Here is a 25,771-nt window from a genome sequence, read left to right as displayed (position 1 = left end):
TTTCAGTGCGTGACGCAGAGATGTACGGAGATTGAAGATCAGTGCTTAACACTGGAATGGCTTTGTTGCATCACTCTTCGGATAGTAGGTAACGTGGAATAAATTCATGAAGCTATCTCAAATTTAGCCATGCCTATATCAGTAAATTTGTTAAGCAAATAACACTTGAGTAGCAGTTCTCTCTCACGATTAACCTCAGATTTGTTTCTAAAACTAAACCCAAATGTTTGCTTCAGTCGCGAGAAAAAACTTTCTATATAAGATCTCTTCCCATAATTTATCTCTTTTTTCCACCTCTTCATACCATCTTCATCATATGACTTTATGAGCTTGATTGTAGAATTTCTCTCATCCATATAATCCAACTTTGGATGCTCTACTGCATTATTTTGCGGAGGAATCCTTGTCTTTATGTCAAGCTCATCGCACAGTTTGTATAACTTCTTTCGATTATATGCCCTGTCTGCATATAGTGTGCTTATATTATATTTAACATCAATCCTTGCAATAAGATCACATGCTCCATAGTGGTCAGAATAAACTCCGCCACTGTATTTTGCTGCTATAACTTTTTTGCTACCTATCTCTAGCATTACATGCAGTTTTCTTGTTTGCTCATAGCGGCGATACTTTCTATCTGTACCATTTGCCTTGCTATGACCTGGAATATTATTGTAGATGCTTATTCCAGTACTATCTATGGCAATCTCAATATCTTCTGTATTATTTTTATCATGTCTTCGATCATTAATTTTGATGTTAAGTTTTTTAAGCCTTCTTGAGGCCTGGGAATAGCTAATAACTTGCAAGTTTTTCCTTACTTGCTCAAGGTACCCTGCTATAAATCCCGCTGTTTGTCTCAGACCTATTCTAAATAAACAAGTTATTATGTGAACCAGAATCACGACCTTATCGCTATAAATATAGTTGCCACCAGCCATTTTTGGACCTTTTTCGTACCAATTTTCTATGGCATCATTGACGTAATAAAAAATATTTCCCCTCTCTTGGAGAAATTTGTTATATTCATGGCAGTTACTGACTCTCATTTTTTGTGGCATATTTTTCTTTAGTAGGTTAAATGCTTGTCTTATAGTGAATTTTGTCAGTAACTGCCAGTTCTTTTTATTTGACCTATGCAACAAAGCCATCCCAGTTTCAGCTACTCGGATGACAAACATGGACTACTTCAACTACACCATCGTTAAAGAAACCAGAAAAGCTGTTATCAGAGCTGAAGCTCTCCTTGAAATCCCTCAACTTTTGGATTGTTAATTTTGCTATTGCAGCTACTCATTGCATAAACATTAAGACAAATGTTTGTCACTATTCCAACAAGCATACACATTCCTGTAATCATTGCAGCTACAGTAAAAGCTGTGCCTAAGGTTCCACTTATAAATATAGCTGCTATTAATGTTGGAACAAATAGACAGAATGAAGGTTTGATTACGTAACTATAAATCTTTTCAATTCTATCGAAATTTTTCCATGGTCCAGCAAGATCTTTCAATGGACCAGTAAGATTTCTTGCCATTTTAACCTGGGTTTCTAAGTTTTGCTTAAAGTAATCACTAAAACTAGTACTTGGAGAACCGTTATCAAGAATTAAAAGAGAAAAAGAAAAACCTACCTTGCTCATCTTCTGGCCTTTAAATTCCTCATCCATGTACTTAAAATTCCTAACATTAAATCTGGATCCATCAATATACCTAAGGTTAAATTGCATGTTAGGATTCAATACATGATTTAAAGTGCTTGCCTTCCTATCTATTAAAGCTTCAAATTTTTCTTTATTCTGATCATAATAGTCAATAAAATCCTCTAACTCTTTTGATAGCTTTTCTAGATCTATTTTTATGCCATAGCCTCTCAATATGATCAGAAAGGCACAAAAGTTTTGTAAATAACTTTTGGTGCCACTAAAGCTCAAATAAAATGATCTACCATGATCAATTTTTGCCCAGAGTTTTTCTTTTACTTTTTTACCCTTTGCATTTTCATACTCCTTTTCTATTACACCAAAATTTTCTGATTGCATAATATCAGCCTCTCCAAGTAATATTTGAGCAGCCAGTATTTTCTCAAAACCTTTTGCATCTTGGTAATTTTTGCCTTTTTCCTGAAGATCCATTAATGTTGTAAATTTGTCCAAAAACTTTGATCTCAAATGAAGTTGCCCTTGATTTTTCTCTTGCTCAATGCGCTCTTTAAATTGATCATTACCATTAGCAAATCTTTCCTTTGGCAAATCGTTATTTGTTACCAATTCAACAATTGGAGCTCTGTCATATAAAAACAGCTTATATAAATCACCAGCAACATATTCCCTGATAAAATCAGCAATATTTAAGTCGTCATAACATATATCGCTTTCTACCTGCTGCCATAATAAATCAAGATTATTATTTATCACAAAATTTGGCAAATAAGGATTTTGCAATTTTGTAGCTTTTCTTGATCCTTTGTAAAAAGATTCTTTGAATTGTGCTAACTTAGACTGTTTTTCCTCTTTTGTCAGAGTATGGTTTAGAACAGACTTAACCATGAAAGCTGCCTTGTCACCTTCATTGTCGCTATACTCGTGCTCTGCTTGAAATCCTGAACTGCAGCCTACTTCTTTCTCTCCTACTTTCTTGAACTCGCTCATAGGCTGGAGTGTTCTATCATGGAAATGTTTTTCAAGAAGTTGAGTTTTTTGTTTAAACTCTGTACTTATATTTGGCATAATTACCCCCTAGCTAAAAATATAAATGTTAAATATTTATTAATGATGTTAGCATATCTAGCAACATATGTCAAATTCTTCATCATTAGGCGATAGCTTCCCTTTTTTGTTACAAAGCCTTATATAGCTTTATATGGAACGCTTTAAAAGCTCACTAACAACCTAAACTTGCTTGAAAATCAAGTAAGTATTATAAAATTAAATAAAAGAAATTGAATATGACAGAATGGCTAATATCTAACCAATTTGCTGATTATAACCATTCTGTGAAATTCATGGAAGCAAAAATTCAACAAATTCACAATAATTTATCTGATGAGTTAGTATGGCTACTCCAGCACCCTCCACTTTATACTGCAGGAATCGGTGCAACAGATGATGACATTATTGAAAAATTATTTCCTATATATAAAACAGGTAGGGGTGGTAAATATACATATCACGGACCAGGGCAGCGCATTATATATTTAATGCTAAATCTTAAAAAAAGAAACAAATGTGACATAAAACTATATATCAGAGACCTAAGTAGTTGGATCATAAATGTTTTAAAACACTTTAATATATTTGGGGAATTTAAGGAAGATAGAATAGGCATTTGGGTGAACAACAACGGAGTAGAAGAAAAAATAGCAGCTTTTGGCATTCGCTTGAGAAAATGGATAACTTATCATGGCATAGCACTTAATGTCTCTCCAAACCTTTCCCACTATAAGGGTATTATTCCTTGTGGACTAAAAGATTACGGCGTTACATCAATGGAAAAACTAGGAGTAAAAGTTTCTCTTTGCGAATTAGATGATATATTAAAGCAAGAGTTTCATAAGATATTTTAATGTATTCCTTTATTCTTTATTTTCTATGCCTTTTACTCACTAATCCTGCACACACAATCAATCAAGTTGATATTATTGCTCCTTCTTCGAAAGGAAAAGAATCAGATCTGCCTACTATAAGAGAATACGTAAAAACTTTGGATTTTAATCCTCACATTTCGGAGAAAATATACAGTAATGACAACCCATTTTATTCTAACTCTGATGAGTTTAGAGCGAATGATTTGGTTAATGCGCTCACTGATGATAGCAAAATAATTTGGTGTATCAGAGGAGGAGAAGGGGCTTCTCGGCTAATTCCTTACCTAGAAAAGCTGCCCAATGATAAAAAAGAAAGAATTGCTCAAAACAAAAAAATTCTTATAGGCTATAGTGATATCACTGCTTTACATATTTATCTGCAAGTTAAATATGACTGGCAAACTCTTCACGCTACCATGTTGGAAATGATAGTAAATAACTCTGTTGCTGAAAGCTCTGTTGAAAAATTAAAAGAATTAATTCTTAACCAACGCAACTCTATCAGATTTGACAACTTAAAGATGATAAATAATGGAGTTAGACTAAAAAATGGCAGATTAGAGTCTAAAATCATCGGTGGTAATATGACTTTGGTTGAAAATAGCATAGGAACTGCTTGGCAAATAAACGCAAAAAACAAAATTCTATTTTTAGAAGACATAAGAGTTTATCCATATTCAATTGAACGCAGTCTAGATCACCTAAAACAAGCTCATATTTTTGACGGAGTAGATGCAGTAATATTCGGTGACTTTGTTAACTGTTATAATGATAATCTTGTCGAAATTGTAAAAGAAAGGTTTGCAAAAAGTGTCAACTTTCCAGTATTTACAATGAAAGGAGTAGGCCATGGACATATAAATGACCCTTTACCTTTCAACACTCACGCTACCATTAGCGTTCAAGACGAGAAGGAGTTTATGGATGTGCAACAGTTATACAAGTAGCTTTATCTAACACTCCTTTCATTCCAGCACCTTCATTTTCATCCGAGTAGCCCTCTTTCTTGCCATTCGAGTAGCCTCTTTGGTGTCATTCCAGTGCTTGACACTGGAATCCAACTAAGTTGGTAAACACGAAAGCGCTTTTTTTTGACGGAATTGCACAAAAAAACTGGATGCCAGTGGGCTTTGTTGCATCACTCTTCGGATAGTAGGTAACGTGGAATAAATTCATGAAGCTATCTCAAATTTAGCCATGCCTATATCAGTAAATTTGTTAAGCAAATAACACTTGAGTAGCAGTTCTCTCTCACGATTAACCTCAGATTTGTTTCTAAAACTAAACCCAAATGTTTGCTTCAGTCGCGAGAAAAAACTTTCTATATAAGATCTCTTCCCATAATTTATCTCTTTTTTCCACCTCTTCATACCATCTTCATCATATGACTTTATGAGCTTGATTGTAGAATTTCTCTCATCCATATAATCCAACTTTGGATGCTCTACTGCATTATTTTGCGGAGGAATCCTTGTCTTTATGTCAAGCTCATCGCACAGTTTGTATAACTTCTTTCGATTATATGCCCTGTCTGCATATAGTGTGCTTATATTATATTTAACATCAATCCTTGCAATAAGATCACATGCTCCATAGTGGTCAGAATAAACTCCGCCACTGTATTTTGCTGCTATAACTTTTTTGCTACCTATCTCTAGCATTACATGCAGTTTTCTTGTTTGCTCATAGCGGCGATACTTTCTATCTGTACCATTTGCCTTGCTATGACCTGGAATATTATTGTAGATGCTTATTCCAGTACTATCTATGGCAATCTCAATATCTTCTGTATTATTTTTATCATGTCTTCGATCATTAATTTTGATGTTAAGTTTTTTAAGCCTTCTTGAGGCCTGGGAATAGCTAATAACTTGCAAGTTTTTCCTTACTTGCTCAAGGTACCCTGCTATAAATCCCGCTGTTTGTCTCAGACCTATTCTAAATAAACAAGTTATTATGTGAACCAGAATCACGACCTTATCGCTATAAATATAGTTGCCACCAGCCATTTTTGGACCTTTTTCGTACCAATTTTCTATGGCATCATTGACGTAATAAAAAATATTTCCCCTCTCTTGGAGAAATTTGTTATATTCATGGCAGTTACTGACTCTCATTTTTTGTGGCATATTTTTCTTTAGTAGGTTAAATGCTTGTCTTATAGTGAATTTTGTCAGTAACTGCCAGTTCTTTTTATTTGACCTATGCAACAAAGCCATGCCAGTGTCAGCTACTTGCATGACATCATCTTTTTTATCAGATGCATATGAAACCAGTGCTTTCTTGTCATCCCAGTACTCCTTATTCTTGTCATTCGAGTAACCTCTTCAGTGTCATCCCAGTGCCTAGACACTGGGATCCAGAAAACTTCACTTTAAGTGAGTGAACTAGATTGCCTTTATATAGATTCCAGTGTCAGCTACTTGCATGACATCTTCAACTCTGTACAGATGTACGCAACGCGTTCCACTATGAAGAAATGCCAGTGTAACTCCCTGTTGTTCATTTGTTAAGTTGACAATTGGTTTTTCTGCTCCATCAACTTTAGTACTAGGCTTTAAACTGACCTTACCCAGAAAAAGTAGACAGAAAGTTAAGACGTTTTTGAAGTAAAATAAAACGTTTTTTCAAAGAGGTGTGGTATGACAAAAAGAAAAGAATATACAGCAGAATTCAAAATTGAAGCTATAAGACTAGTAAAAGAAACAGGTCAATCATCAGCAAAAATAGCAAGAGATTTGGGTATTAGCGGTGATTCATTAAGCAGATGGGTAAAAACATACAATGATAGAATGTCTGGAGTAGATGCGTTTCCAGGAAAAGGGAAAGTAGCTCATTGTGACAAAGAAAAGTTTGATTTAAAGAAAGAGCTGGCAAGAGTAACGAGGGAAAGAGACATTTTAAAAAAAGCCCTGGGATATTTTGCAAACCAAAAAGAGTAAAATATTCTTTTATAAAAGAACATAAAAAATGCTATAAAATACGGGAATCATGCAGATTTTTGAACGTATCTGCTTGTGGTTATTATAAATGGATTACTAAGGAAAAAAACAACAAAAAATCAATAAGAGAAGAGCTCATACAAGATATTCAGAAGGTATATCGAGCATCACAATGCAGATACGGAGCTCCTAAAATTCACGCTGAATTAAAGGCTTTAGGTAAAAATTATAACATCAAAACAGTGCAAAATGTTATGCAGAAAAATGGCATTCAAGCTAAGCTTAGACGAAAGTTTAAAAGTAAAAAACCACAAATAGACAATAGAGTTATAACTCCTAACATATTAAATCAGAATTTCATCGCTGATCAACCTAACAAGATATGGGTAACTGATATTACGTACATAAAAACTAATGAAGGATGGTTATATTTGGCAGCAATAATAGATTTATATTCACGCATGGTGATTGGCTGGTCAATGAGTAATGCAGTAAATAGGCAATTAGTTATAGATGCGTTATTCATGGCTATTGGTAGGCGCAAATCTGCTAAAAATCTACTATTTCATAGCGATCAAGGATCGCAATACACCTCTAAAAATTATCAATTTTTACTAAGTACAAAAAATATTACTTCTAGTATGAGTCACAAAGGTTGTTGTTATGATAATGCTGTTTCAGAGAGCTTTTTTAGTTCACTTAAGAGAGAGTTACTCATTGATACTTCACAACACTCTGCACAACAAGCTAAAACCGCAATATTTGAATATATAGAAATTTTTTATAATAAACAGCGTAGACATTCTACTATTAACTATTGCATTCCTGAGCTTTTTGATTCATCATTCTCATAGCAAAAACGTCTTAACTTTCTGTCTACTTTTTCTGGGTAAGGTCACTTGTGGAGTAGTAGTTGTTTTTGCTACTGTTGTTGGCTCCACTGTTACTGTACTTGTTTGAATTGTTGACCCTGTTGAAGGCCTACTCGTTGTAGAAGTAGGTGCAGTGGTAGTTGATGCTACTGTTGTTGACTCCACTGTTACTGTACTTGCCTGAGTTGTTGACTCTGTTGAAGATTTACTCATTGTGGAAGTTGGTACAATGATAGTTGATGCTTCTGTTGTTAATTTGGTAGTCTTTACAGTGTCGGTTTCTGTTGTGCTAGTAATTGCAGCAGTCGTCGTTTTCTTAGAAGTCACAACCGTCTCTGTAACAGTTATAGGAGCCACAGTACTGCTGGAAATAATACTAGGCATCAATTGGCCGTTAATGATATTAACAAAATCACTGAGAGCTTTGATACTGCTTGTCGGTATTATCGTTGCTTCAGAAGATTTTCCAGAGCTCTCTCTATTAAAAGTTATAATACTCTCTCCACTTACCGCAGTGACGATAAAACCTCCTTGGCCATTGTCTTTAACATACAATTGTTCTATAGGATCTTCACATTCACAAACAGTAAAATTTGATTTTGGTCCTTTCTTAGCAAGCCTTGCTAAATGCAATTCTTGTGTATTAGAAGATTGTTTTTTTGCAAGAAAAGCAACTAAATCATCACCTTCAGTTCGTCTTACATACTGTAAAAAGTTTATTTTTCCTGGATTATGGATAGTAGATGGTGCTATATTTAATTGGCATCCTTTCTTACTAAGCAAACATTCATCTTTCTTTCCACTTTTTAGATCCTCAACCACTTTGGCCATATCGAACTTAAAAATATTTGTTCTTACTTCTTGGTTTTTAGTAGTCTTTATCTGTGTATAAAGCATCGTATTTTCATCCAATACTAATTGCCCTGGATTATTAAACTTGAATAATTTTCTTTCTATGGTGTGTTTTGCTCCAGGTAAAGCTCTGAACTTTCCATTCGTGTCTGATTGTAAATACCAAGAAACTAAAGCTTGATCCTTTAAGTTATGAGCGATTACAATGACATTACCAGTACTAACTTTTACTGCTTTTGGTTGAAAGTAATTATTGCCTTCATTTGCAAGACTATTTATATCAATGTTTTTTTGTAATTTTACTTTTCCTATATGTTTAACTAAGGGAGCATTAGTTGAATGCTTGATTTCGTAAGTGTTGAATGTTAAGCCTTTGATGCACTTTCTTTCTTTGTTAGTTTCTTCTGTAGGAAAGATAACTCCAACTTTATCTACTTCAGCTGAATTTTCTATTAGTGTGGGAGATAATTGGCCCTTAAATTCATTTGCTACGTTGACACCTGTATCACACTCGTATGTTTTTGATTGATATAGTGAGCTAATAAGTAACTTTACTCTACTGCTCCCATTGCCGTTATCTTGATAGCTGAGTCCATAAGTAACTCCATTTCCTTCAATCAACCCTACGTTTTTTGGATTAAAACCTATCGCTTCTTTAACTTTCAGTATAGTTGTATTAACTCCAAATAATCTACTTAATATAGACATAATTATATTTAAAATTTTAATAAACGCTATTATGATTATTTCTGCGCGTTAATGTCAATAAAAATTTTAACTAAAGTTAAGAAATTAATACCTTTATAATCTGCAAAGCGAAATATGGAAAATGAGTAGCAGTAAAGAATTCACAAATTGAGTGCACCCACTCTACAGATATAATATTGTAGAGCTCAAAAAACCAACAATTGCAATTGTTAACTCTTCAAGTATAATTTGTTGAGATTTACACGAACCTTATTAGATGAAAGAGAAAGAAGAGCAGTTTAGTTTTACATCAGATAACCTGAAGAAAGCGAAAAAGTCTATAGAGATGTATCCTAAAGGTAGAGAAGGTAGTGCCGTTATGCCTTTACTGTATCTGATTCAAGAGCAATGCGGATGGGTTTCTGAATCTGCTATGCGTTATGTTGCTGATATGCTGCATATTCCACATATTCGTGTATATGAAGTGGCAAATTTTTACACCATGTATAATTTAAAACCAGTAGGTAAATATCTCATACAAATTTGTAGAACAACTCCTTGCTGGTTGTGCAATAGTGAAGAAGTGTTAAATACCTTTAAAAAGAAACTAGGAATCAATACCGGTGAAACTACTAAAGATAATCTATTTACTTTAAAGGAAGTTGAATGTCTTGGTGCATGTGTTAATGCCCCTGTTGTACAGATCAATAACGATTTTTATGAAAACCTCACTCCTGAAAAAGTGGAAAATATCATAGCAGAACTTTCAAGTAAATAGATGGAAAAGTTCTCGTTTAGGATAACCAAGCAATCAGGTTCTGCAAGAGTTGGAACGATCAAAACTCCAAATGGAAGTATAGAAACACCAGCATTTATATTTTGTGCAACCAAAGCTGCTATTAAAGCTGCAGATATCGAGAGAATCAGAGAAGCAGGTACTCAGATAATACTTTCCAACACCTATCACCTAATGCTCCAACCGGGAGAGGATACTGTGGCAAAGCTTGGTGGCTTGCACAAGATGATGGGATGGAGTGGGCCAATGCTCACTGATTCTGGTGGATACCAGATATTTAGTTTAGGACACGGATCAGTTTCAGAAGAGATAAAGGGAGTAAGACAGAAACAAAAAACTCTGATCAAAATTAACGAGGATGGGGCAATTTTTCGTTCTTACATAAATGGTAAAACTTATTGTCTAACTCCTGAAAAGTCGATACAAATTCAACAAAAATTAGGTGCAGATTTAATCTTAGTTTTAGATGAATGTACTCCATTTCACGTCAGCAAGGAGTACACAAGGAAATCGATGCTCATGAGCCATAGATGGGCTGAACGTTCTTTAAATGAATTTGAAAAAAATAATAATGGCAAACAGGTGCTTTATGGAATTAGTCAAGGCGGAGTGTATCAAGATTTGCGTAGAGAAAGTTGTGATTTTATCAACGATTTGCCATTTTTTGGTCAAGCAATAGGTGGATCACTTGGTCAAAGTAAAGAGCAGATGTATGATGTAGTTTCCTTTACTATGGAACATTTAAAAAAAGATAGGCCTACTCATTTGCTTGGTATTGGTGGAATTGTAGACATTTTTCGTGGAGTAGAGCTTGGAGTTGATACATTTGATTGCGTGCATCCAACTCGCCTCGCAAGACATGGTGGCGCGCTTGTTAAAGTAAAAAATAGAGATTCTATTTCTTCAAAGTGCAAAGAGCATATTAATTTGCGAAATCAACGATTCGAACTAGATGATAACCCAATTGAAAATGACTGTTTGTGCTTTACTTGCAGAAAACATTCAAGAGCCTATATACACCATCTACTGAAAGCTAAAGAGTTGCTGGCTTATACACTCGTTACCATTCACAATGTTTTCTTCATGAATAAGTTGATGGAATCAATAAGACAAGCAATATTGAATGATAGGCTAGATCAGGAAAAAAATAATTGGATTAGTGAAGCACCGTTACATTGTGAATTATATACCTAGTTCATATTTTGCACATGTGCGTTGCATTTTTTAATCTTCTTTAAAAACTTGACAGTACCGTATATATACGGGTATACTAGAAATATAATTTTGTGAGGCATTTATGGTTAAAAATAAAGAAAAACATCAAATAGCGTTTTGCGTTTCAGCCTTTACACTCTTAGCTGGTTTATCATTGATCGCAACTGGAATTGCAGTGGATACTGTACCTGCTATAGCTTCTTGTTTAGTGACAGGAGGAATTTTAACTGCCTTGTCTATTGTGCAATCAGTAGAAAGCTATTTATTTTTACAAAACAGCGAAAAAACTTTCAATAAAATGATTAGTGGTATATGCGATGAACCAGAAAGCAAACTTTTTATAGAAAGGATTTTGCAACCATTCATTGAACTTTTTAGTGAGCATAAGCAACATAATTAAAGTACACTAAGCATAGAAACCACTTTATCGTAACTTGGCAATGAATTAATTTCTCCAATCGCAGCTAAAGTAATTCTTTCATGCTGAGATAGCAATTCTTCTGCTGCTTTTTTTATATCGTAAATAGTAACAGCACTAATTTTTTCTATTAATTCGTTTTTACTGATGTATTTATTATAGTTACCGTAGTAGTGTCCTAACGTTTCAGCACGCGAGCTAACACTTTCGCGTGACATTAAAATTTGAGATTTTACTCGTTCTTTTACTCTATTTACTTCTTCTTCCTTTAAATCATCTGTAGACAATTTCTTCAACTCTGTCGTTATAGCTTTCAAAAGCTTATCTAGATTACTGCTATCTGTACCAGCAAAAATCGAAAGCATTCCTGTATCAGCATAGCTAGAGTTGAATGAGTAAATGGAATAAGCAAGCCCCTGCTTTTCTCTTACTTCCTGAAACAGGCGTGATGACATGCCACTTCCCAGTATGGCATCAAGAACTTTGAATGTGTGATATCTATTATCATCACGAGAAACACTAGGTAGACCAATTAATAAATGTACTTGATCTAATTTACGATGTTCTAAATACTCACCACCGGTATAACTTGCATTCTCGCTTTTTTTCAGCTCTTTTGAATGAATCTTTGAGAGAAAGTCTTTGATTAATTGAACAACTTCCTCATGTTCAACATTTCCTGCAACAGCAAATATAATGTTCTCGCCAAAGTAATGCTCATTTATGTAGTTATCTAGATTAGCTCGAGTAAAAGATTTGACAGTATCTTGCGTACCCAAGATTGACCTACCAAATGGTTGATCTTTATAAGCTGCTTCAAAATACTTATCAAAAATGATATCGCTCGGTGAATCATTAGTTTGAAAAATCTCTTGTATTACAACACCCTTTTCGCGTTCCAATTCATCCTCTGGAAATGTAGAATTCATTAATATATCTATTAATATATTAATGCCAGTCTTTATATCTTTTTTAAGAACCTTTGCGTAATAACTTGTACTTTCTCTACCGGTGCAGGCATTGAAAGCTCCACCTATGTCGTCAAAAGCTTTTGCAATTTCAAAAGCAGTTCTTGTCTTTGTTCCTTTGAAAGCCATGTGCTCTAGGAAATGAGATATTCCATTTTGACTTGCACTTTCAGCTCTACTGCCAACACCAACTCGTATATTTAAAGCTACGGAATCAACTTCATGCACTCGCTCAGTTATTATGCGCAGACCATTATCTAGTTTTGTTACTTGTGGTATATTCATCTTATATATTCTTCTTTAAATTCTCTTCTACAAAATCCCAATTGATCAAATGATCAAGAAAAACTTTTATGTAGTCAATTCTGCGATTTTGGCAATCCAAATAGTATGCATGCTCCCATACATCCATAGTAAGTAGTGGCACCTGGCCATAAATTAGCGGTAGATCCGCATTTGGAGTTTTAGTGATTTTGAGTTTTCCTTTTTCAAGCACTAACCACACCCATCCACTACCAAATTGGCTTACTCCATAATTTGAAAATTCTTCACAAAATTTGTCAAAGCCACCAATATCATCTTGAATTTTTTTTGCTAGAAGACCATCATCTTTAGGTTTACCACCACCATTTTTTTTCATTGAATTCCAATAAAAAGTGTGATTCCAAACTTGTGCTGCATTGTTAAAAATAGGAACTGTATTATTATTTCCATGAACTTTCGTTACTAATTCCTCAATTTCCATATGTTGATAATCTGTGTTTTCAACCAGTTCGTTGAGTTTATTTAAATATCCCTTATGGTGCTTATCATAATGAAAATCTAATGTCTTTACAGATATATAAGGCTCTAAAGCTGCTTTATCATATGGCAACTCAGGTAAAGTAAAACTCATGCTGACCTCTTTATTTTCGATGGTATGGTAATATGTGCTTTTGCGCAACAGATAATTTAGTTAGGTAGTGATTGCATTTATTCTAAAACAAGCTATATTGGTAAGATAATTATGTTTTTATTTTTAGAGGTGTAATATATCAAGTTTATATAAAAATTTTAAGGAGTATTCTCGATATGGAACAGTTCCTACCAAAAGCGTTCGAGGTAACGAAGTTCCACAAAATAGTTTCTATAAATCCGTTCATTATATTAATAGTGTTATTGGGCCAGTGAAAAATGTAGCTCTTGCTATGATTAGGATTACTACTTTTGCGTTAGCTAATATAGCCCTACAACCTTTATATCTAGCATTGGCGTATCTATCATATTGGCCGGCAAAAGGGTTAGCGAAAGTAACAGATAGTTATGATCTTAAGTGCAATACAAGATCGTTGATAGATTATTCATCTATGTTATCAAATAAGGCACGGAATCACAGTGGTACATTAGCTACATTTGTTAACGCAGTTTTGAGTTATGCTGTTAGTGCTGTCATTTGCGCTGCTGCGCTTGTTATTACCACTAGTTTGGACTATTGATAAAGTAGCAAGTAAGTTTAGTGATGCAAAAAGTGAAGGTGTTGGTAGTCCTTCTTTTTCAAAATAGATAGCCTACCAAGTACATGTGAAACCATTGTATCTGTGTGGCAAAATAAAGTAGACGAGATAAAGACACCTATAGAAGCAAGAGGATGTCATGCCAGTGCGTGACACTGGCATCCAGCTTTTTCGCGCAAAAAACGTTGTAAGGTGTTTACCAACTTAGTTGAATCCCAGCTGGGATGACACTTGGTTATGCAAGAAATCTATTGTCAAAAAAAATTACTTCCGCATATTTTGAATCTGATTATAATGACAATTAGAGATATTTTAAGAGCTCAAAATCTATCTTTGTCTGCAGACTTTCAACTAACTTTTCAATAAAAAACGTAGCGTATCTTTTTCAGCGTATATACACGTCTGTCATATGTGCGCTGCATTTTTTTCTAATCTTTTTATACAGGAGGATTTTATGTCCAGAATTCCAGATACTTGACTTTTACTTTAGCTAATAATGGGCGCCTATGATTTTTATAAAGAAAGTGTAGGAAATAGAAACATTTCTGTTTTTTGAGTAACAAAAAACCACTTTAACTTGCCATTTATATTTGAAAAGTAATTATATAAATATAATATTCATATTTATATACTAATATTAGTATATTTGCAAAATTAAGGAATGTATTATGTTTCGAGGAAATTTACAGGGTTTCAATAGTGAGGAAAAGGGAGTAGATTTACAACAAAAGTTGGATGATTTTTCAAGTTACAGTGTAATTCGAGACATTATGCGTATATGCTCCAATAAATGTCAAAATAGTTCATCACTGCAAGAATGCCTACAACAATGTCTTCAAGTATTATCATTTTATAGTCTTGAACTTTCCGAACCTCGTTCACAAATTAGTGAGAAATTAGCAGCTAGTACAAAAAGTCTCTATGATGAAAGCGAAAAATTATTGCTTATAGTAGATGAAATACACAACCAAGATCCAATGTATTTTTAATCACAAAAGAAGATATTAGTTTACTAATATCTTCTTTTTTTTATCCGTTTAGCAGAGTGATAAAATAAGGTAGACAGATAAGACCACCATAAGAATAAACGGTATCATGCCAGTGCTTGACACTGGAATCTAGAAATTTTTTAAGAACAAAAGTTATTCTAAGTTTTTGTTGGTAAGAAAGACTGGATTCCAGTGGGCTTTGTTGCATAGCTCAGATACAAAGAACTGGAAGTTACTGACGAAATTCACTATAAAACAGGCATTTAACCTACGAAAGAAAAATATGCCAACTAAAATGAAGGTCAGTAACTGCCATGGATATAACAGATTTCTACAAGAAAGAGGAAATATTTTTCATTTTATTAATGAGGCAATAGAAAGTTGGTACGAAAATAGCCTCAAAATGCGAGGTGGAAATTATATTTATAGTAATAAAGTTGTGATTTTAGTGCATATAGTCGCTAGTCTCTTTAGAATTGGCTTAAGACAAACGGTAGGGTTGATAAAAGGATATTTGCAGCAAGTAGTTAGCAGTCATTAGCTATTCGCAGGCTTCAAGAAGGTTTCAATATTAAGATCAATGATTGCAGAGTTGATAAAAACAATATGGAAGATATTGAAATTGCCATAGACAGTACAAGTATCAGATAATACCCCTGGTCACAGTAAGGAAAATAGCGAAGTATCGCAGTTATAAACAGGTAAGAAAGCTACACGTAATATTGAGTATAAATAGTAAAAAAGCTATAGCTGCACAATATAGCAATGGTGCCTACTCCGACCATTATGGTGCTTGTGACTTGCTCAGCTTTCAGCATGCTATAAAAGCATTATATGCAGACAGAGCCTATCAAGCTTTATAAATTGTGCAAAAAATATGATATAAAGACAAAAATTTTACCGAAAAATCGTGCAGCGGAGCATACAAAATTGGATTATATGGCTGAAAGGAATGCTGCCATTAGATTATGTGGTAAAGACGGTGTGAAAGAGTGGAAGGAGGAAGCGGTTTATGGAAAAAGGTCATATATTGAAGGATTTTTTTCAAGATTAAAGCAAATATTTGGGTTTAGTTTTAGAAATAGATCTGAAGTAAATCGAGAAAAAGAGTTGCTAATAAAATGTTACTTACTCAATAAATTTACTGATATTGGCATGGCTAAGTTTGAGGTAGTTTCATGAATTTATTATGCTTTACCCACTATCCGATAAGCGATGCAACAAAGCCATCCCAGTGTCAGCTACTCGGTTGACACCATCATAGAGATCAGCTACTTGGATGATAAAAGTAAGAAATATCGAAGTGTTGTGCTAGACTTTATACCTCTTGCATTCAAACTCACATAAATCATGAATTGTGCACGCTTCACACAAAGGTTTTTGTGCCTTGCAAATGTATCTACCGTGTAAAACTAGCCAATGATGAGCATAAAGCAGGTATTTTTTTGGAACCACATTCAAAAGAGATTGCTCTGTTTTAAATATATCTTTTTCTTTCACAAGCCCAACTCTATTGCTTACTCTAAAAACATGAGTATCAATTGCCAATGTTGGAATACCAAGCCCTGAATTTAAGAACACATTAGCGCTCTTTCTCCCAACCCCTGGTAAAGATACCAAATCATCGAAATTAGTAGGCACTTTGCTATTGTACCTCTCAATCAATATTTTGCTGAGCCCGATTATATTTTTTGCTTTGGAATTATATAAACCAATACTGCTTATGTATTTTCTCAGCTCACTTTGCCCAAGATTCAGCATTTTTTCTGGAGTATCAGTGATACTAAATAGCTCCTTTGTAATTTTATTAACGCTTATATCAGTTGTTCGCGCTGATAGAACTATTGCAACTAATAACGTAAAATGATTGGTATAATTTAGCTCTATTTTTGGTGCAGGATTTGATTGTTGAAACTTTTCAAATATCAATTCTACTTTTTTTGAGTCCATGCATAGAGCTAAAAGCTTATACTATACTGTTTGCTGTGTAAATTCAATTGCTTGAGGATTAGATAGTCCTTCGGTATTAACATCAGACATATCAATTTTTACCTCATCAAAATTCCTTTCAGCAAATTCGCTTGCCACTTCTGTAAAACACTTTCTAACAAGAGGCATAATTATCGGCATTAATAGCCTTCGTGGATCATACCGTCCTAACAGATTAGTTTCCTTTTGTACTCTATCTCTTGAATCTTCCTCAAGTAAATCTTTCATGTGTTTTTCAGTGTATATTTCACAACCTTTTGAAAATATAGGACTAAATATCTCAGTAGCTAGCAGTGCTAACAATGACAAAGTACCAAATATTGTCACATCAACATAAAGACTATTAGAAATAAACCCTCTATCATCAAAGAACCTGTTCATAATCTTTTGAGGAGGAAAGAAGTAAAAGCAAATTTGTAGGCTAGTATTAAGTTTACGCTCGCAATTTTTCCAAAGTCGCCTACATTTTTCCAACCAGGCAAAAGAAGATCTCTCAACAACCCATCTTTTTGGCAATACAGAAAAGGTGTGTAATTCGCTTCACCTCAACAGTTGCACCAATAGTTACTTTCATCTGTGTTGCAAAATTTTCTCCAGTGTAGCCTGCATCAACCAGTATGTTTTTAACTTCAGAGAGACTTTCTTTAGCATTTTTAACCATTGTCAAAGCACTACTACGATCAGTTATTTCTGCCGTTGTTATATGAATTGCGTGTGTCAAACCTTGTGTATCAACTGCGATATGACGCTTTATTACTGAAATTTTCTTGCCAGCATCATAACCTTCTTCTTCAGCAGTATCGGTATTTTTTACACTTTGGGCATCAATGATGCAGAAGCTTGTTTTAGTATTACGACCACTGTTCTCTCCAACCAATTTTTTTTAAGACAATTTCTAGAACACTTTCTCTATCTTCATTCGTTTTTTTACTCCATTTCTTGAAGTAATCGTAACAATTTCGCCATCTTGGAAACTCTTTTGGAAGCATTCGCCATTGACAGCCACTTTTTAGTACATAAAGCACACCACAAAATAACTCATATAAACCTAATCTTCTTGGCTTTGTTTTCTTTCGCACGCTTTCTAAAATTAGTCTAATCTTTTCGAATTTTTCACAACTTATGTCACTTGGATATGTATTCCTCATACTTTACCTCATGTCAACTATACCTCATCTTACCATATTCAGAGATCACTTACAGGCTCTTAGAAGTAAAAAAGACAGGCAAAGGGTAAAAAACACAAAGACTATAGCATAAGTAAATACAATTCATTCTACTTACATACTTGTCAGTAGAAATCTCATAGTTTTTGTATTTTTTTCGTAATGTTCTGTTAACAAAGCCAAAAACTGCACCATAATAGAATTTAATGCTACTAGTGGCAAGCATAAACACATCAAGGTATTACTGGCAATTAACCAAATAGGCAAGAAATAATAACAATAACTTGCTTCAGCAAGAGCTAAAGGAAGTAAGGTATATACTTTAGCCTTAAAAATACTAGATAGCAAATCGTCTCTACGCTTTATAAACTTTTGCATTAGTGCTTGTTTGTCTTCCCTTATTAGACTCCTACACTTTTCTAAAGGAGAAATATAACTAAACAGTTGCATGTTAAGCTTCAATAAGTGCTTATCAAGCTCATTTCTTAGCTTTTTGACTTCATAATCGAAAAGTGAGCCATATCTTGCGCAATAATTTATATCATAAATTAATTTATCTTTGCGTTCCAAGTCTCCTAGTGAGCTATTTTTCTTTTTCAATATGGAAGCAAGCTCAACAAAATTCTTTCCTATCACTTCTTCTTCAGTGATATTTAATTTTTCAAATAATTTCTTCCTATAATAAATTCACGCGCTGTTAAACTCCCATCACTTTCAGCACCAACACTGACTTTAACACAAGGATTTCCTAATTCCAAAGGTTCAATATATTTTTTAGCTCTTAATAGGCTTTATAAATTTGATCAAATCTATTTTTATCTCCACCCTTGTCAGGATGATTTACAAGAATCAACTTCTTATTCTGTTTCTTCAAAATTGCACTAAGCTCTTCATAATTCTTGTCTACAACTTGCTTAGCCTTTATTTCTAATACTTTAAACAAGTCAGCGTTATCATCAAACTCCCGACTAGTTAACTTAAAATGTTGACCCATGACTATATCTCAAATAAACAAGCTATATCCTTAGTATATTTTAAGCAATCATTAAGAGAAAAAACCTTCTTTTTCATCATATAAATACAACTTATCCATTCTCACTACATTAAAGTTATTTTCTTCGAGTTTGATTAGTAAATTATTCACGTCACTATTTGTAATAGTTTTCTTTTCACTATTCACAATAAACCTACAAGTTATTTGGTCACTTAAAGATTTTGAACTTCCTGGCCAAACTGCAAGACCCTTTGAGTATATTGCTATCATCTGCAGATTACTCGATTCAAATAATCCTACTATTTGATCAAAATTGTTGGATTTGTCCCAGGCAAGCGTTATATCACTACCCACTAGCTTTTTAACTTTGTAATCTTGTTCGTAATTGTCTTGTACTTTATTTATTTTACTATCCGAATCACTGCTAATTATAAGCTCAGGTAATGTTACAGGTTTCTTTCCTAGATTATCTATGACGGCTTCTGCAAATTCTTTTGTTCCAACCTTTTGTTTACTCTTTTTCTCCTTATATAAATCAGCAGTATGTACTCCATCTTCCAAAGTCTTGAGCCATGCATCGTAGATTAGTTTTGCAATATCTGCTTGACCTATATAGATCAACATATGCACTGCAGCATTTAAAAGACCAGAAGGATTAGCTATATTTTTTCCTGCAATATCAGGAGCAGAGCCGTGAATCGCTTCAAACATTGCATATTCATTACCTATATTGCTACTTCCTGCAAGCCCTACAGAACCTGAGGTTTGTGCCACTATATCTGATAATATGTCGCCATATAGATTTTCAGTTACTATAACATCGAAATTCTCGGGTTCTGTGGCAACACGTGCCATTCCAATATCAACTATATAATGTTCCGCCTTTATATCCGGATATTCTTTTGCAATACGATCAAACGCTGCATGAAAAGCGCCGTCAGTCATTTTCATTATGTTGTCTTTAGTCAGGCAAGTTACTTTCTTTCTGTTATGTTTTTTCGCATATTCAAAAGCGTACCTGCATATTTTTTCTGAGCCAGATCTAGTAATAATTTTAGTGCATTGGTACGAGTCACCAGTGAGCCTATGCTCTATTCCGGTGTAAACGTCCTCTTCATTTTCGCGTATTACAACAACATCAAATTTATCGAATTTATTTTCTATAACAGGGTGATACGAAATGCATGGTCTGATATTTGCATACAACCCTAGATTTTTTCTCAGTGCAACGTTCAAGCTTTTGTGGCCTTTACCTTGCGGAGTTGTTGTTGGAGATTTGAGTAATATCTTTGTCCTTTCGATAGATTCCCAACCACTCGGAGAAATTCCGTGAGACCATTCTTTACTATAAACACACTCTCCTATTTCAATAATATCTACTGAAATCTTTGCTTTCGCTTCGCGCAATACCGATAACACCGCTTCCATAATCTCTGGTCCGATACCGTCACCATATGCAACTGTGATTGGTGTTGACATAACTTCCTTAACTGTAAATGATTTAATGTTAATTCAAATAATAGAGTGGGTCAATGTTGCTAAAATAGAATATTTACTTTTATTTAATAATGCACTTTTATACTAGTTATAGCATTGCAAAATATGGAAAGTGTATGGATACTAAAATAAGTTATGCAGGGATTACAAGACGTATTTTTGCATTTGCAATCGATTATATTTTAGTACAGGGAATGGGGTTTGTTATCGGATTTATCATTGGATTTACTTTAGCATATTCTCTATCACTCAATGTAACTGAAATGATTTTAGATAAAGCAGTAGCTACACAAGTAATAGGGTTGATATTGGAATTAATATTTTATGTATTTACGATAATAGAATTTGGTGGTACTCCAGGACAATTGTTACTTCGCATGCGTGTAAAAGATGAAAATACACTTGAAAAAATCACTCTAATACAAGCAATAAGCAGAACAGCGGTTTTTGGAGTATTATATTTTATAATCTGCTACACACTATTCAATATTTCTAGTCTATTCATAGTTGTATCAATCTTAATCATATTATTTGCAATCCTTGACCAGCGTAAACAATTTCTTCACGATAAAATTGCAAAAACAGTAGTGATAGACTATAAACCTAGTTGATATTTTTCTTTAGTTGTTACCACCAAGGGTGTTATTCCAGCGCGTGACCCACATCTGTACGAACATTGCAATTAGCAGGTAATTTGCATAATAGACGGTGTCATTCCAGTGCTTGACACTGGAATGGCTTTGTTGCATAGGTCAAATAAAAAGAACTGGCAGTTACTGACAAAATTCACTATAAGACAAGCATTTAACCTACTAAAGAAAAATATGCCACAAAAAATGAGAGTCAGTAACTGCCATGAATATAACAAATTTCTCCAAGAGAGGGGAAATATTTTTTATTACGTCAATGATGCCATAGAAAATTGGTACGAAAAAGGTCCAAAAATGGCTGGTGGCAACTATATTTATAGCGATAAGGTCGTGATTCTGGTTCACATAATAACTTGTTTATTTAGAATAGGTCTGAGACAAACAGCGGGATTTATAGCAGGGTACCTTGAGCAAGTAAGGAAAAACTTGCAAGTTATTAGCTATTCCCAGGCCTCAAGAAGGCTTAAAAAACTTAACATCAAAATTAATGATCGAAGACATGATAAAAATAATACAGAAGATATTGAGATTGCCATAGATAGTACTGGAATAAGCATCTACAATAATATTCCAGGTCATAGCAAGGCAAATGGTACAGATAGAAAGTATCGCCGCTATGAGCAAACAAGAAAACTGCATGTAATGCTAGAGATAGGTAGCAAAAAAGTTATAGCAGCAAAATACAGTGGCGGAGTTTATTCTGACCACTATGGAGCATGTGATCTTATTGCAAGGATTGATGTTAAATATAATATAAGCACACTATATGCAGACAGGGCATATAATCGAAAGAAGTTATACAAACTGTGCGATGAGCTTGACATAAAGACAAGGATTCCTCCGCAAAATAATGCAGTAGAGCATCCAAAGTTGGATTATATGGATGAGAGAAATTCTACAATCAAGCTCATAAAGTCATATGATGAAGATGGTATGAAGAGGTGGAAAAAAGAGATAAATTATGGGAAGAGATCTTATATAGAAAGTTTTTTCTCGCGACTGAAGCAAACATTTGGGTTTAGTTTTAGAAACAAATCTGAGGTTAATCGTGAGAGAGAACTGCTACTCAAGTGTTATTTGCTTAACAAATTTACTGATATAGGCATGGCTAAATTTGAGATAGCTTCATGAATTTATTCCACGTTACCTACTATCCGAAGAGTGATGCAACAAAGCCATTCCATTATCAAGCACTGGAATGACACCATCTACTACTCAAATTACCTGCAAATTGCAATGTTCGTACACCAAAACGCGGTATCTTGTTGTAGATTCCGCTAATAAGCAGCGGAATACCAAATTGTAAAAGTTGCTTTAGCTCTCCTCACTCTCCCTTCAAAGTAGTCTATTCTATAAATTTTTTTGTTAAACTTGATTTTAAGCCACGAACAAAATCTTTAATATCGCAAGGATTTCTTCCTTCCATTTGTACAACTTTAGGAATTAAAGTACCACCTTTTAAACTTATATGCATATTATCATTAATGATCTCACCTTGTCCTGAAGTGAAGGCTTCAAATTCAGCATCAAGTATCTTGATACGTTTATTCTCTACCTTAATGAATGCTTTTGGATAAAATGCTTTAACCTTTCTATAAGCAATTTCACAGGCGTCACTTGCGTAAATTTTATAGTCTTTTACTTTGTCAGCATAGCACGCATCGTTATCGCTCTGTTTTAAGGGAACTTGCTTTTCAATTTCGTTTAGTACTTTCAGCAGTAAATCACTACCTAATTCAGACAATTTATCATACAACGTCTTATAATTATCGCTTTTTTCAATAAGAAATTTTTTCTGTTTTAAAATAGGGCCAGAATCTAATCCTTCATCTAGCTGCATAATGCTAACTCCGGTTTCTTGATCTCCGGCTAAAATTGTGTGCTGTATCGGAGCTGCACCGCGCCACCTAGGCAGCAATGATGGATGAATATTAATACAACCATATTTGGGAATATTTAAAATTTCTTTTGGAAGTATCAATCCATACGCAGCAACAACTGCAACGTCTGGCTTAAAATTTCCAAACTTTTCTTGCTCTATCGAAGATTTTAAAGAGGTAGGAGTACATACCTCTATGTCACTTTTTTCAGCAACGATGTGTACTGGGGATTTTGTTAACCTCTGCCCACGTCCAGAAGGTTTTGGAGCTTTGGTATATACTGCTACTATTTCACTCTGTAATTTCAATAGTAAGTTTAACGCACCAACAGCAAACCCCGGTGACCCCATGAAAATAATTCTCATGTTTTCAGGTGTTTTTGCTTTAGGAATTTTCTGCTAACTTACTATTTACAGTTTCTATTAATTTAGCAAAATCATCCTTACAATTAACAGCCATCTCAGCAAGAATTTTTCTATTCAAATCAACTCCAACAAGTTTAAGACCATGCATAAACCTACCATAAGTGAGTCCATGTTCTCTTGCCGCTGCATTAATACGTATTATCCACAAACCACGAAAATCACGTTTGCGATTTCTTCTGTCTCTATAAGCATACTGTAGTGCTTTTTCAACCCTTTGTAATGCAATTCTATAACAATTCTTTGCCCGTCCTCTATAACCCTTTGCTAATTTTAATACCTTTTTATGACGAGCATGAGTAGCGACTCCACGCTTTATCCGAGCCATTTTTATCTTACCTCCATTTTATTAAATACCATAAGGCATATAAAGTTTAACTATACGCGAGTCAGATTTATTGAGAATCGTTGTACCGCGTTGATTACGAATATTAGATTTACTTCTCTTTACCATGCCATGTCTCTTACCTGACTGAGTAGAGATGACTTTACCCTTAGCTGTAAGGTGAAAGCGCTTTTTGACAGAAGATTTGGTTTTTAATTTTATTTTCGTCATATTCTAAACAAATTTACAAACACCACTATTTAGTTCTTTATTAGTAATTAAGTATGAGTATAGATAATTTTATTAAAGAATCAAATTAAAATTGTATTTTAAAGCAGCTTGAATGTAATCACACCTAGTATATGTGTTATACCTTCTTCATTCCCAATTGGTAGCAATACTTGCCTCATTTTAACACTTTCACTTTCTTCCTCTTCGTTAATTGGGCATTTACTTTCTATTATAGTCTCAAGTTTATCAATAACTGCATCTATTTTATATAGCCGTAAAAATGGTGCATCAATTGCATATTTATTATCGATGTACATCTTTTTTTCAAAACCATAAAATTCAATAGCTTTTTCTCCTGCATTTTCACAAATATAACCTCGATCTTTAACTTCAATGATAAAACAATGCTGCCATGACTCCATGATTTCTGCAGTGTCTATTTCATGTCTTTCTGGCCATTCTCTATCTGATCCTTTTATATCACTCCAATGTTGAGTAACTATATTCACTATTCTTCTTTCTTTGCCTGCATAATTTTCCATTCGAAATTCCACATATAAAACACAGATATGAGGTAAATTTATCGTGAATGTATTGATTTTTTCTTACTAAAGGATGTAGATTATTGAAAATTCTCATCCTGTTTACACAACAGGTAATGATAAATTAAGTATAATAATTAGAGCATAAAAATTATTAAATGAGGAAACTGTAAAAAAAACAATAAAAAAATTCTATTTTTGCAATATTTTGACTAAATAATACTATTACCTCTACTTTCTAAGGTTATTGCACTTAATAAATTACTAGATGAAGTTTCTTCCTTAGAACTACTATGGCTTTTATTTTTTCTATTATAAAACCAACATTTAAGTGGTACAGCTGCTGCGATAGCTGCTAACAAGACTACTCCCATTGCTAACATATCTACTGTTAACACTCCCATATTTTCCTTATTTGATCGAGATGTTTCCAATAATTTAAATCTTCTCAAGTTCGTATCATGAATCATAGGATTACCCAAAATATTTGTCGTATTTTTAACATTTCCTATATTTTGAATTGTAATTCCATTACTAGCGTTTGATTTTTTCATTTCTTCCATTACTTGTTTTAAGTTTGGTAGTTCTGTTGTTGTACTTTCAATATCAACAGCTTCCAGCTTTTGCAAATTCTCATTACTCAAAAACTCTTTGAGATACTTTTCATAAAACTCTTTGGCATTATATCTTTTATAACTTCGTATTTTTCCACTCTTGAGATCAGAAACAATATCATCAATCATCACTTTTGGATTTTCTGCATGCACTATTTCTCCTTCAGCAACAAGAATACGATAAGATGTATCGTCAAGCATACATACATACTTAAGTTTTAAATCAACTCCTCCCAATAGAAAATATATTGTTCTGTTTTGTTCTACATCTCGCAATTCTGATTCAATACTAATTCATCTATTCCTTTTTTCCTTATTGATTGATCTTTTTTTTCCTACAGTATTTTTAAATCTTCTTGACATATATGACCCCCAAGCTGACCAATATTTCCTTATGTATAAAAGATAAATTATTTAAGTCCACATCTTTTCACTAAGATTTTTATATTTTTATTATACTAAATAATACATATATTAATATCTGAATTTCTCATTGCAATTTATTATACCTTAGTAAAAACGATATAAAATTAGAGAAAGAGTTATAAAATTTTTTGTAAGACAGGAAAATTTCTTCTCCTTTGGTTCCAGAGCATATAAGTGCTGTAAGAGCTAAGTTGATGGCACTGTTGTGCCATCAAACT

General features: G+C 33.8%; 29 protein-coding genes and 1 pseudogene. 13 read left to right on the top strand and 17 right to left on the bottom strand.

What is annotated here, in order from left to right; translation table 11 throughout:
* Positions 1 to 104 precede the first annotated feature (104 nt).
* On the bottom strand, positions 105 to 1,181 hold the full coding sequence (locus tag ABWU52_RS02195) for an IS5 family transposase (RefSeq protein WP_353277360.1): 1,077 nt from the start codon (positions 1,179 to 1,181) through the stop codon (positions 105 to 107).
* 47 nt (positions 1,182 to 1,228) lie between these two features.
* Positions 1,229 to 2,728 (bottom strand): hypothetical protein, encoded by a 1,500-nt coding sequence (locus ABWU52_RS02190; RefSeq protein WP_353277358.1) that lies wholly within the window; start codon positions 2,726 to 2,728, stop codon positions 1,229 to 1,231.
* A gap of 218 nt (positions 2,729 to 2,946) precedes the next feature.
* On the opposite strand from ABWU52_RS02190, the gene lipB reads away from it, so the two are divergent.
* Positions 2,947 to 3,564, top strand: coding sequence for a lipoyl(octanoyl) transferase LipB (gene lipB, locus ABWU52_RS02185; RefSeq protein WP_353277356.1), 618 nt, complete (start codon positions 2,947 to 2,949; stop codon positions 3,562 to 3,564).
* On the top strand, positions 3,564 to 4,532 hold the full coding sequence (locus ABWU52_RS02180) for an LD-carboxypeptidase (RefSeq protein WP_353277354.1): 969 nt from the start codon (positions 3,564 to 3,566) through the stop codon (positions 4,530 to 4,532). Before lipB ends, ABWU52_RS02180 begins: the two co-directional genes overlap by 1 nt.
* A 225-nt stretch (positions 4,533 to 4,757) precedes the next feature.
* On the opposite strand, the gene ABWU52_RS02175 is transcribed toward ABWU52_RS02180, so the two are convergent.
* Positions 4,758 to 5,825 (bottom strand): IS5 family transposase, encoded by a 1,068-nt coding sequence (locus tag ABWU52_RS02175; protein WP_353277352.1) that lies wholly within the window; start codon positions 5,823 to 5,825, stop codon positions 4,758 to 4,760.
* Between the two features lie 402 nt (positions 5,826 to 6,227).
* Here ABWU52_RS02175 and ABWU52_RS02165 point away from each other — a divergent pair, with 402 nt between their 5' ends.
* The gene (locus ABWU52_RS02165) at positions 6,228 to 6,527 is read left to right on the top strand and encodes a transposase (RefSeq protein ID WP_064085359.1); all 300 of its coding nucleotides are present in this window, start codon (positions 6,228 to 6,230) and stop codon (positions 6,525 to 6,527) included.
* Positions 6,503 to 7,381 (top strand): IS3 family transposase, encoded by an 879-nt coding sequence (locus tag ABWU52_RS02160; RefSeq protein WP_353277659.1) that lies wholly within the window; start codon positions 6,503 to 6,505, stop codon positions 7,379 to 7,381. The genes ABWU52_RS02165 and ABWU52_RS02160 overlap by 25 nt, the downstream gene beginning before the upstream one ends.
* Here the strand turns inward: ABWU52_RS02160 and ABWU52_RS02155 are convergent.
* Positions 7,376 to 8,959, bottom strand: a complete 1,584-nt coding sequence (locus ABWU52_RS02155) for a hypothetical protein (RefSeq protein WP_353277349.1) — start codon at positions 8,957 to 8,959, stop codon at positions 7,376 to 7,378. The genes ABWU52_RS02160 and ABWU52_RS02155 overlap by 6 nt on opposite strands.
* 256 nt (positions 8,960 to 9,215) lie before the next feature.
* Between ABWU52_RS02155 and nuoE the strand changes: the two genes are divergently transcribed.
* From nuoE to ABWU52_RS02140, 3 genes are all read left to right on the top strand, one after another.
* Positions 9,216 to 9,716 carry an NADH-quinone oxidoreductase subunit NuoE gene (nuoE, locus tag ABWU52_RS02150; RefSeq protein WP_353277347.1) on the top strand — a complete coding sequence of 167 codons (501 nt, stop codon included), beginning with the start codon at positions 9,216 to 9,218 and terminating at the stop codon, positions 9,714 to 9,716.
* Positions 9,717 to 10,928, top strand: coding sequence for a tRNA guanosine(34) transglycosylase Tgt (gene tgt / locus ABWU52_RS02145; protein ID WP_353277345.1), 1,212 nt, complete (start codon positions 9,717 to 9,719; stop codon positions 10,926 to 10,928).
* A gap of 103 nt (positions 10,929 to 11,031) precedes the next feature.
* Positions 11,032 to 11,349 (top strand): hypothetical protein, encoded by a 318-nt coding sequence (locus ABWU52_RS02140; protein WP_353277344.1) that lies wholly within the window; start codon positions 11,032 to 11,034, stop codon positions 11,347 to 11,349.
* On the opposite strand, the gene ABWU52_RS02135 is transcribed toward ABWU52_RS02140, so the two are convergent.
* Positions 11,346 to 12,620, bottom strand: coding sequence for a M16 family metallopeptidase (locus ABWU52_RS02135; protein ID WP_353277342.1), 1,275 nt, complete (start codon positions 12,618 to 12,620; stop codon positions 11,346 to 11,348). The two genes, ABWU52_RS02140 and ABWU52_RS02135, sit on opposite strands and share 4 nt — an antisense overlap.
* 1 nt (position 12,621) lies before the next feature.
* The gene (locus ABWU52_RS02130) at positions 12,622 to 13,230 is read right to left on the bottom strand and encodes a superoxide dismutase (RefSeq protein ID WP_063630582.1); all 609 of its coding nucleotides are present in this window, start codon (positions 13,228 to 13,230) and stop codon (positions 12,622 to 12,624) included.
* 518 nt (positions 13,231 to 13,748) lie between these two features.
* On the opposite strand from ABWU52_RS02130, the gene ABWU52_RS02125 reads away from it, so the two are divergent.
* The 4 genes from ABWU52_RS02125 (at position 13,749) to ABWU52_RS02110 (ending at position 15,999) form a co-directional block, all read left to right on the top strand.
* Positions 13,749 to 13,877 carry a hypothetical protein gene (locus ABWU52_RS02125; RefSeq protein ID WP_353277340.1) on the top strand — a complete coding sequence of 43 codons (129 nt, stop codon included), beginning with the start codon at positions 13,749 to 13,751 and terminating at the stop codon, positions 13,875 to 13,877.
* Positions 13,878 to 14,496: 619 nt separating this feature from the next.
* Entirely contained in the window at positions 14,497 to 14,817 is a 321-nt protein-coding gene (locus ABWU52_RS02120; RefSeq protein WP_264730357.1) for a hypothetical protein, read from the top strand.
* Between the two features lie 166 nt (positions 14,818 to 14,983).
* Entirely contained in the window at positions 14,984 to 15,358 is a 375-nt protein-coding gene (locus ABWU52_RS02115; protein ID WP_353277338.1) for a transposase, read from the top strand.
* 293 nt (positions 15,359 to 15,651) lie between these two features.
* Positions 15,652 to 15,999, top strand: a complete 348-nt coding sequence (locus ABWU52_RS02110) for a transposase (RefSeq protein ID WP_353277337.1) — start codon at positions 15,652 to 15,654, stop codon at positions 15,997 to 15,999.
* Positions 16,000 to 16,128: 129 nt separating this feature from the next.
* On the opposite strand, the gene nth is transcribed toward ABWU52_RS02110, so the two are convergent.
* The 6 genes and pseudogenes from nth to icd all read right to left on the bottom strand — a co-directional run bounded on the left by nth (position 16,129) and on the right by icd (position 20,445).
* Entirely contained in the window at positions 16,129 to 16,767 is a 639-nt protein-coding gene (gene nth, locus ABWU52_RS02105; RefSeq protein ID WP_214249518.1) for an endonuclease III, read from the bottom strand.
* A gap of 21 nt (positions 16,768 to 16,788) precedes the next feature.
* Entirely contained in the window at positions 16,789 to 17,187 is a 399-nt protein-coding gene (locus ABWU52_RS02100) for a hypothetical protein (RefSeq protein ID WP_353277335.1), read from the bottom strand.
* 15 nt (positions 17,188 to 17,202) lie between these two features.
* Positions 17,203 to 17,954 (bottom strand): annotated as a pseudogene (locus tag ABWU52_RS02095) (IS5 family transposase); the annotation flags it as partial.
* 132 nt (positions 17,955 to 18,086) lie between these two features.
* Positions 18,087 to 18,608 carry a hypothetical protein gene (locus tag ABWU52_RS02090; RefSeq protein WP_353277333.1) on the bottom strand — a complete coding sequence of 174 codons (522 nt, stop codon included), beginning with the start codon at positions 18,606 to 18,608 and terminating at the stop codon, positions 18,087 to 18,089.
* 145 nt (positions 18,609 to 18,753) lie between these two features.
* Positions 18,754 to 18,966 (bottom strand): hypothetical protein, encoded by a 213-nt coding sequence (locus tag ABWU52_RS02085; protein ID WP_214249530.1) that lies wholly within the window; start codon positions 18,964 to 18,966, stop codon positions 18,754 to 18,756.
* 51 nt (positions 18,967 to 19,017) lie between these two features.
* Positions 19,018 to 20,445, bottom strand: coding sequence for an isocitrate dehydrogenase (gene icd / locus ABWU52_RS02080; RefSeq protein ID WP_353277331.1), 1,428 nt, complete (start codon positions 20,443 to 20,445; stop codon positions 19,018 to 19,020).
* A gap of 134 nt (positions 20,446 to 20,579) precedes the next feature.
* Here icd and ABWU52_RS02075 point away from each other — a divergent pair, with 134 nt between their 5' ends.
* Positions 20,580 to 21,074, top strand: coding sequence for an RDD family protein (locus ABWU52_RS02075; RefSeq protein ID WP_353277329.1), 495 nt, complete (start codon positions 20,580 to 20,582; stop codon positions 21,072 to 21,074).
* Between the two features lie 108 nt (positions 21,075 to 21,182).
* On the top strand, positions 21,183 to 22,244 hold the full coding sequence (locus tag ABWU52_RS02070; protein WP_353277327.1) for an IS5 family transposase: 1,062 nt from the start codon (positions 21,183 to 21,185) through the stop codon (positions 22,242 to 22,244).
* 214 nt (positions 22,245 to 22,458) lie between these two features.
* Here ABWU52_RS02070 and fmt read toward each other — a convergent pair whose 3' ends face one another.
* The 5 genes from fmt to ABWU52_RS02045 form a co-directional block, all read right to left on the bottom strand.
* On the bottom strand, positions 22,459 to 23,358 hold the full coding sequence (fmt, locus tag ABWU52_RS02065; protein ID WP_211908448.1) for a methionyl-tRNA formyltransferase: 900 nt from the start codon (positions 23,356 to 23,358) through the stop codon (positions 22,459 to 22,461).
* Between the two features lie 19 nt (positions 23,359 to 23,377).
* A complete protein-coding gene (gene rplT, locus ABWU52_RS02060; protein WP_353277325.1) occupies positions 23,378 to 23,743 on the bottom strand; it encodes a 50S ribosomal protein L20 in 366 nt (121 codons plus the stop codon).
* 21 nt (positions 23,744 to 23,764) lie between these two features.
* On the bottom strand, positions 23,765 to 23,971 hold the full coding sequence (rpmI, locus tag ABWU52_RS02055; protein WP_006013548.1) for a 50S ribosomal protein L35: 207 nt from the start codon (positions 23,969 to 23,971) through the stop codon (positions 23,765 to 23,767).
* Positions 23,972 to 24,069: 98 nt separating this feature from the next.
* Positions 24,070 to 24,513 (bottom strand): PAS domain-containing protein, encoded by a 444-nt coding sequence (locus ABWU52_RS02050; RefSeq protein WP_353277323.1) that lies wholly within the window; start codon positions 24,511 to 24,513, stop codon positions 24,070 to 24,072.
* A gap of 212 nt (positions 24,514 to 24,725) precedes the next feature.
* Complete coding sequence (locus ABWU52_RS02045; protein ID WP_353277321.1) at positions 24,726 to 25,403, bottom strand: hypothetical protein; 678 nt, start codon at positions 25,401 to 25,403, stop codon at positions 24,726 to 24,728.
* Between the last annotated feature and the right edge of the window lie 368 nt (positions 25,404 to 25,771).

Source organism: Wolbachia endosymbiont (group B) of Villa cingulata, from assembly GCF_964028285.1.
Lineage (GTDB): Bacteria > Pseudomonadota > Alphaproteobacteria > Rickettsiales > Anaplasmataceae > Wolbachia.
This window is presented reverse-complemented; position numbering and strand designations above follow the sequence as displayed.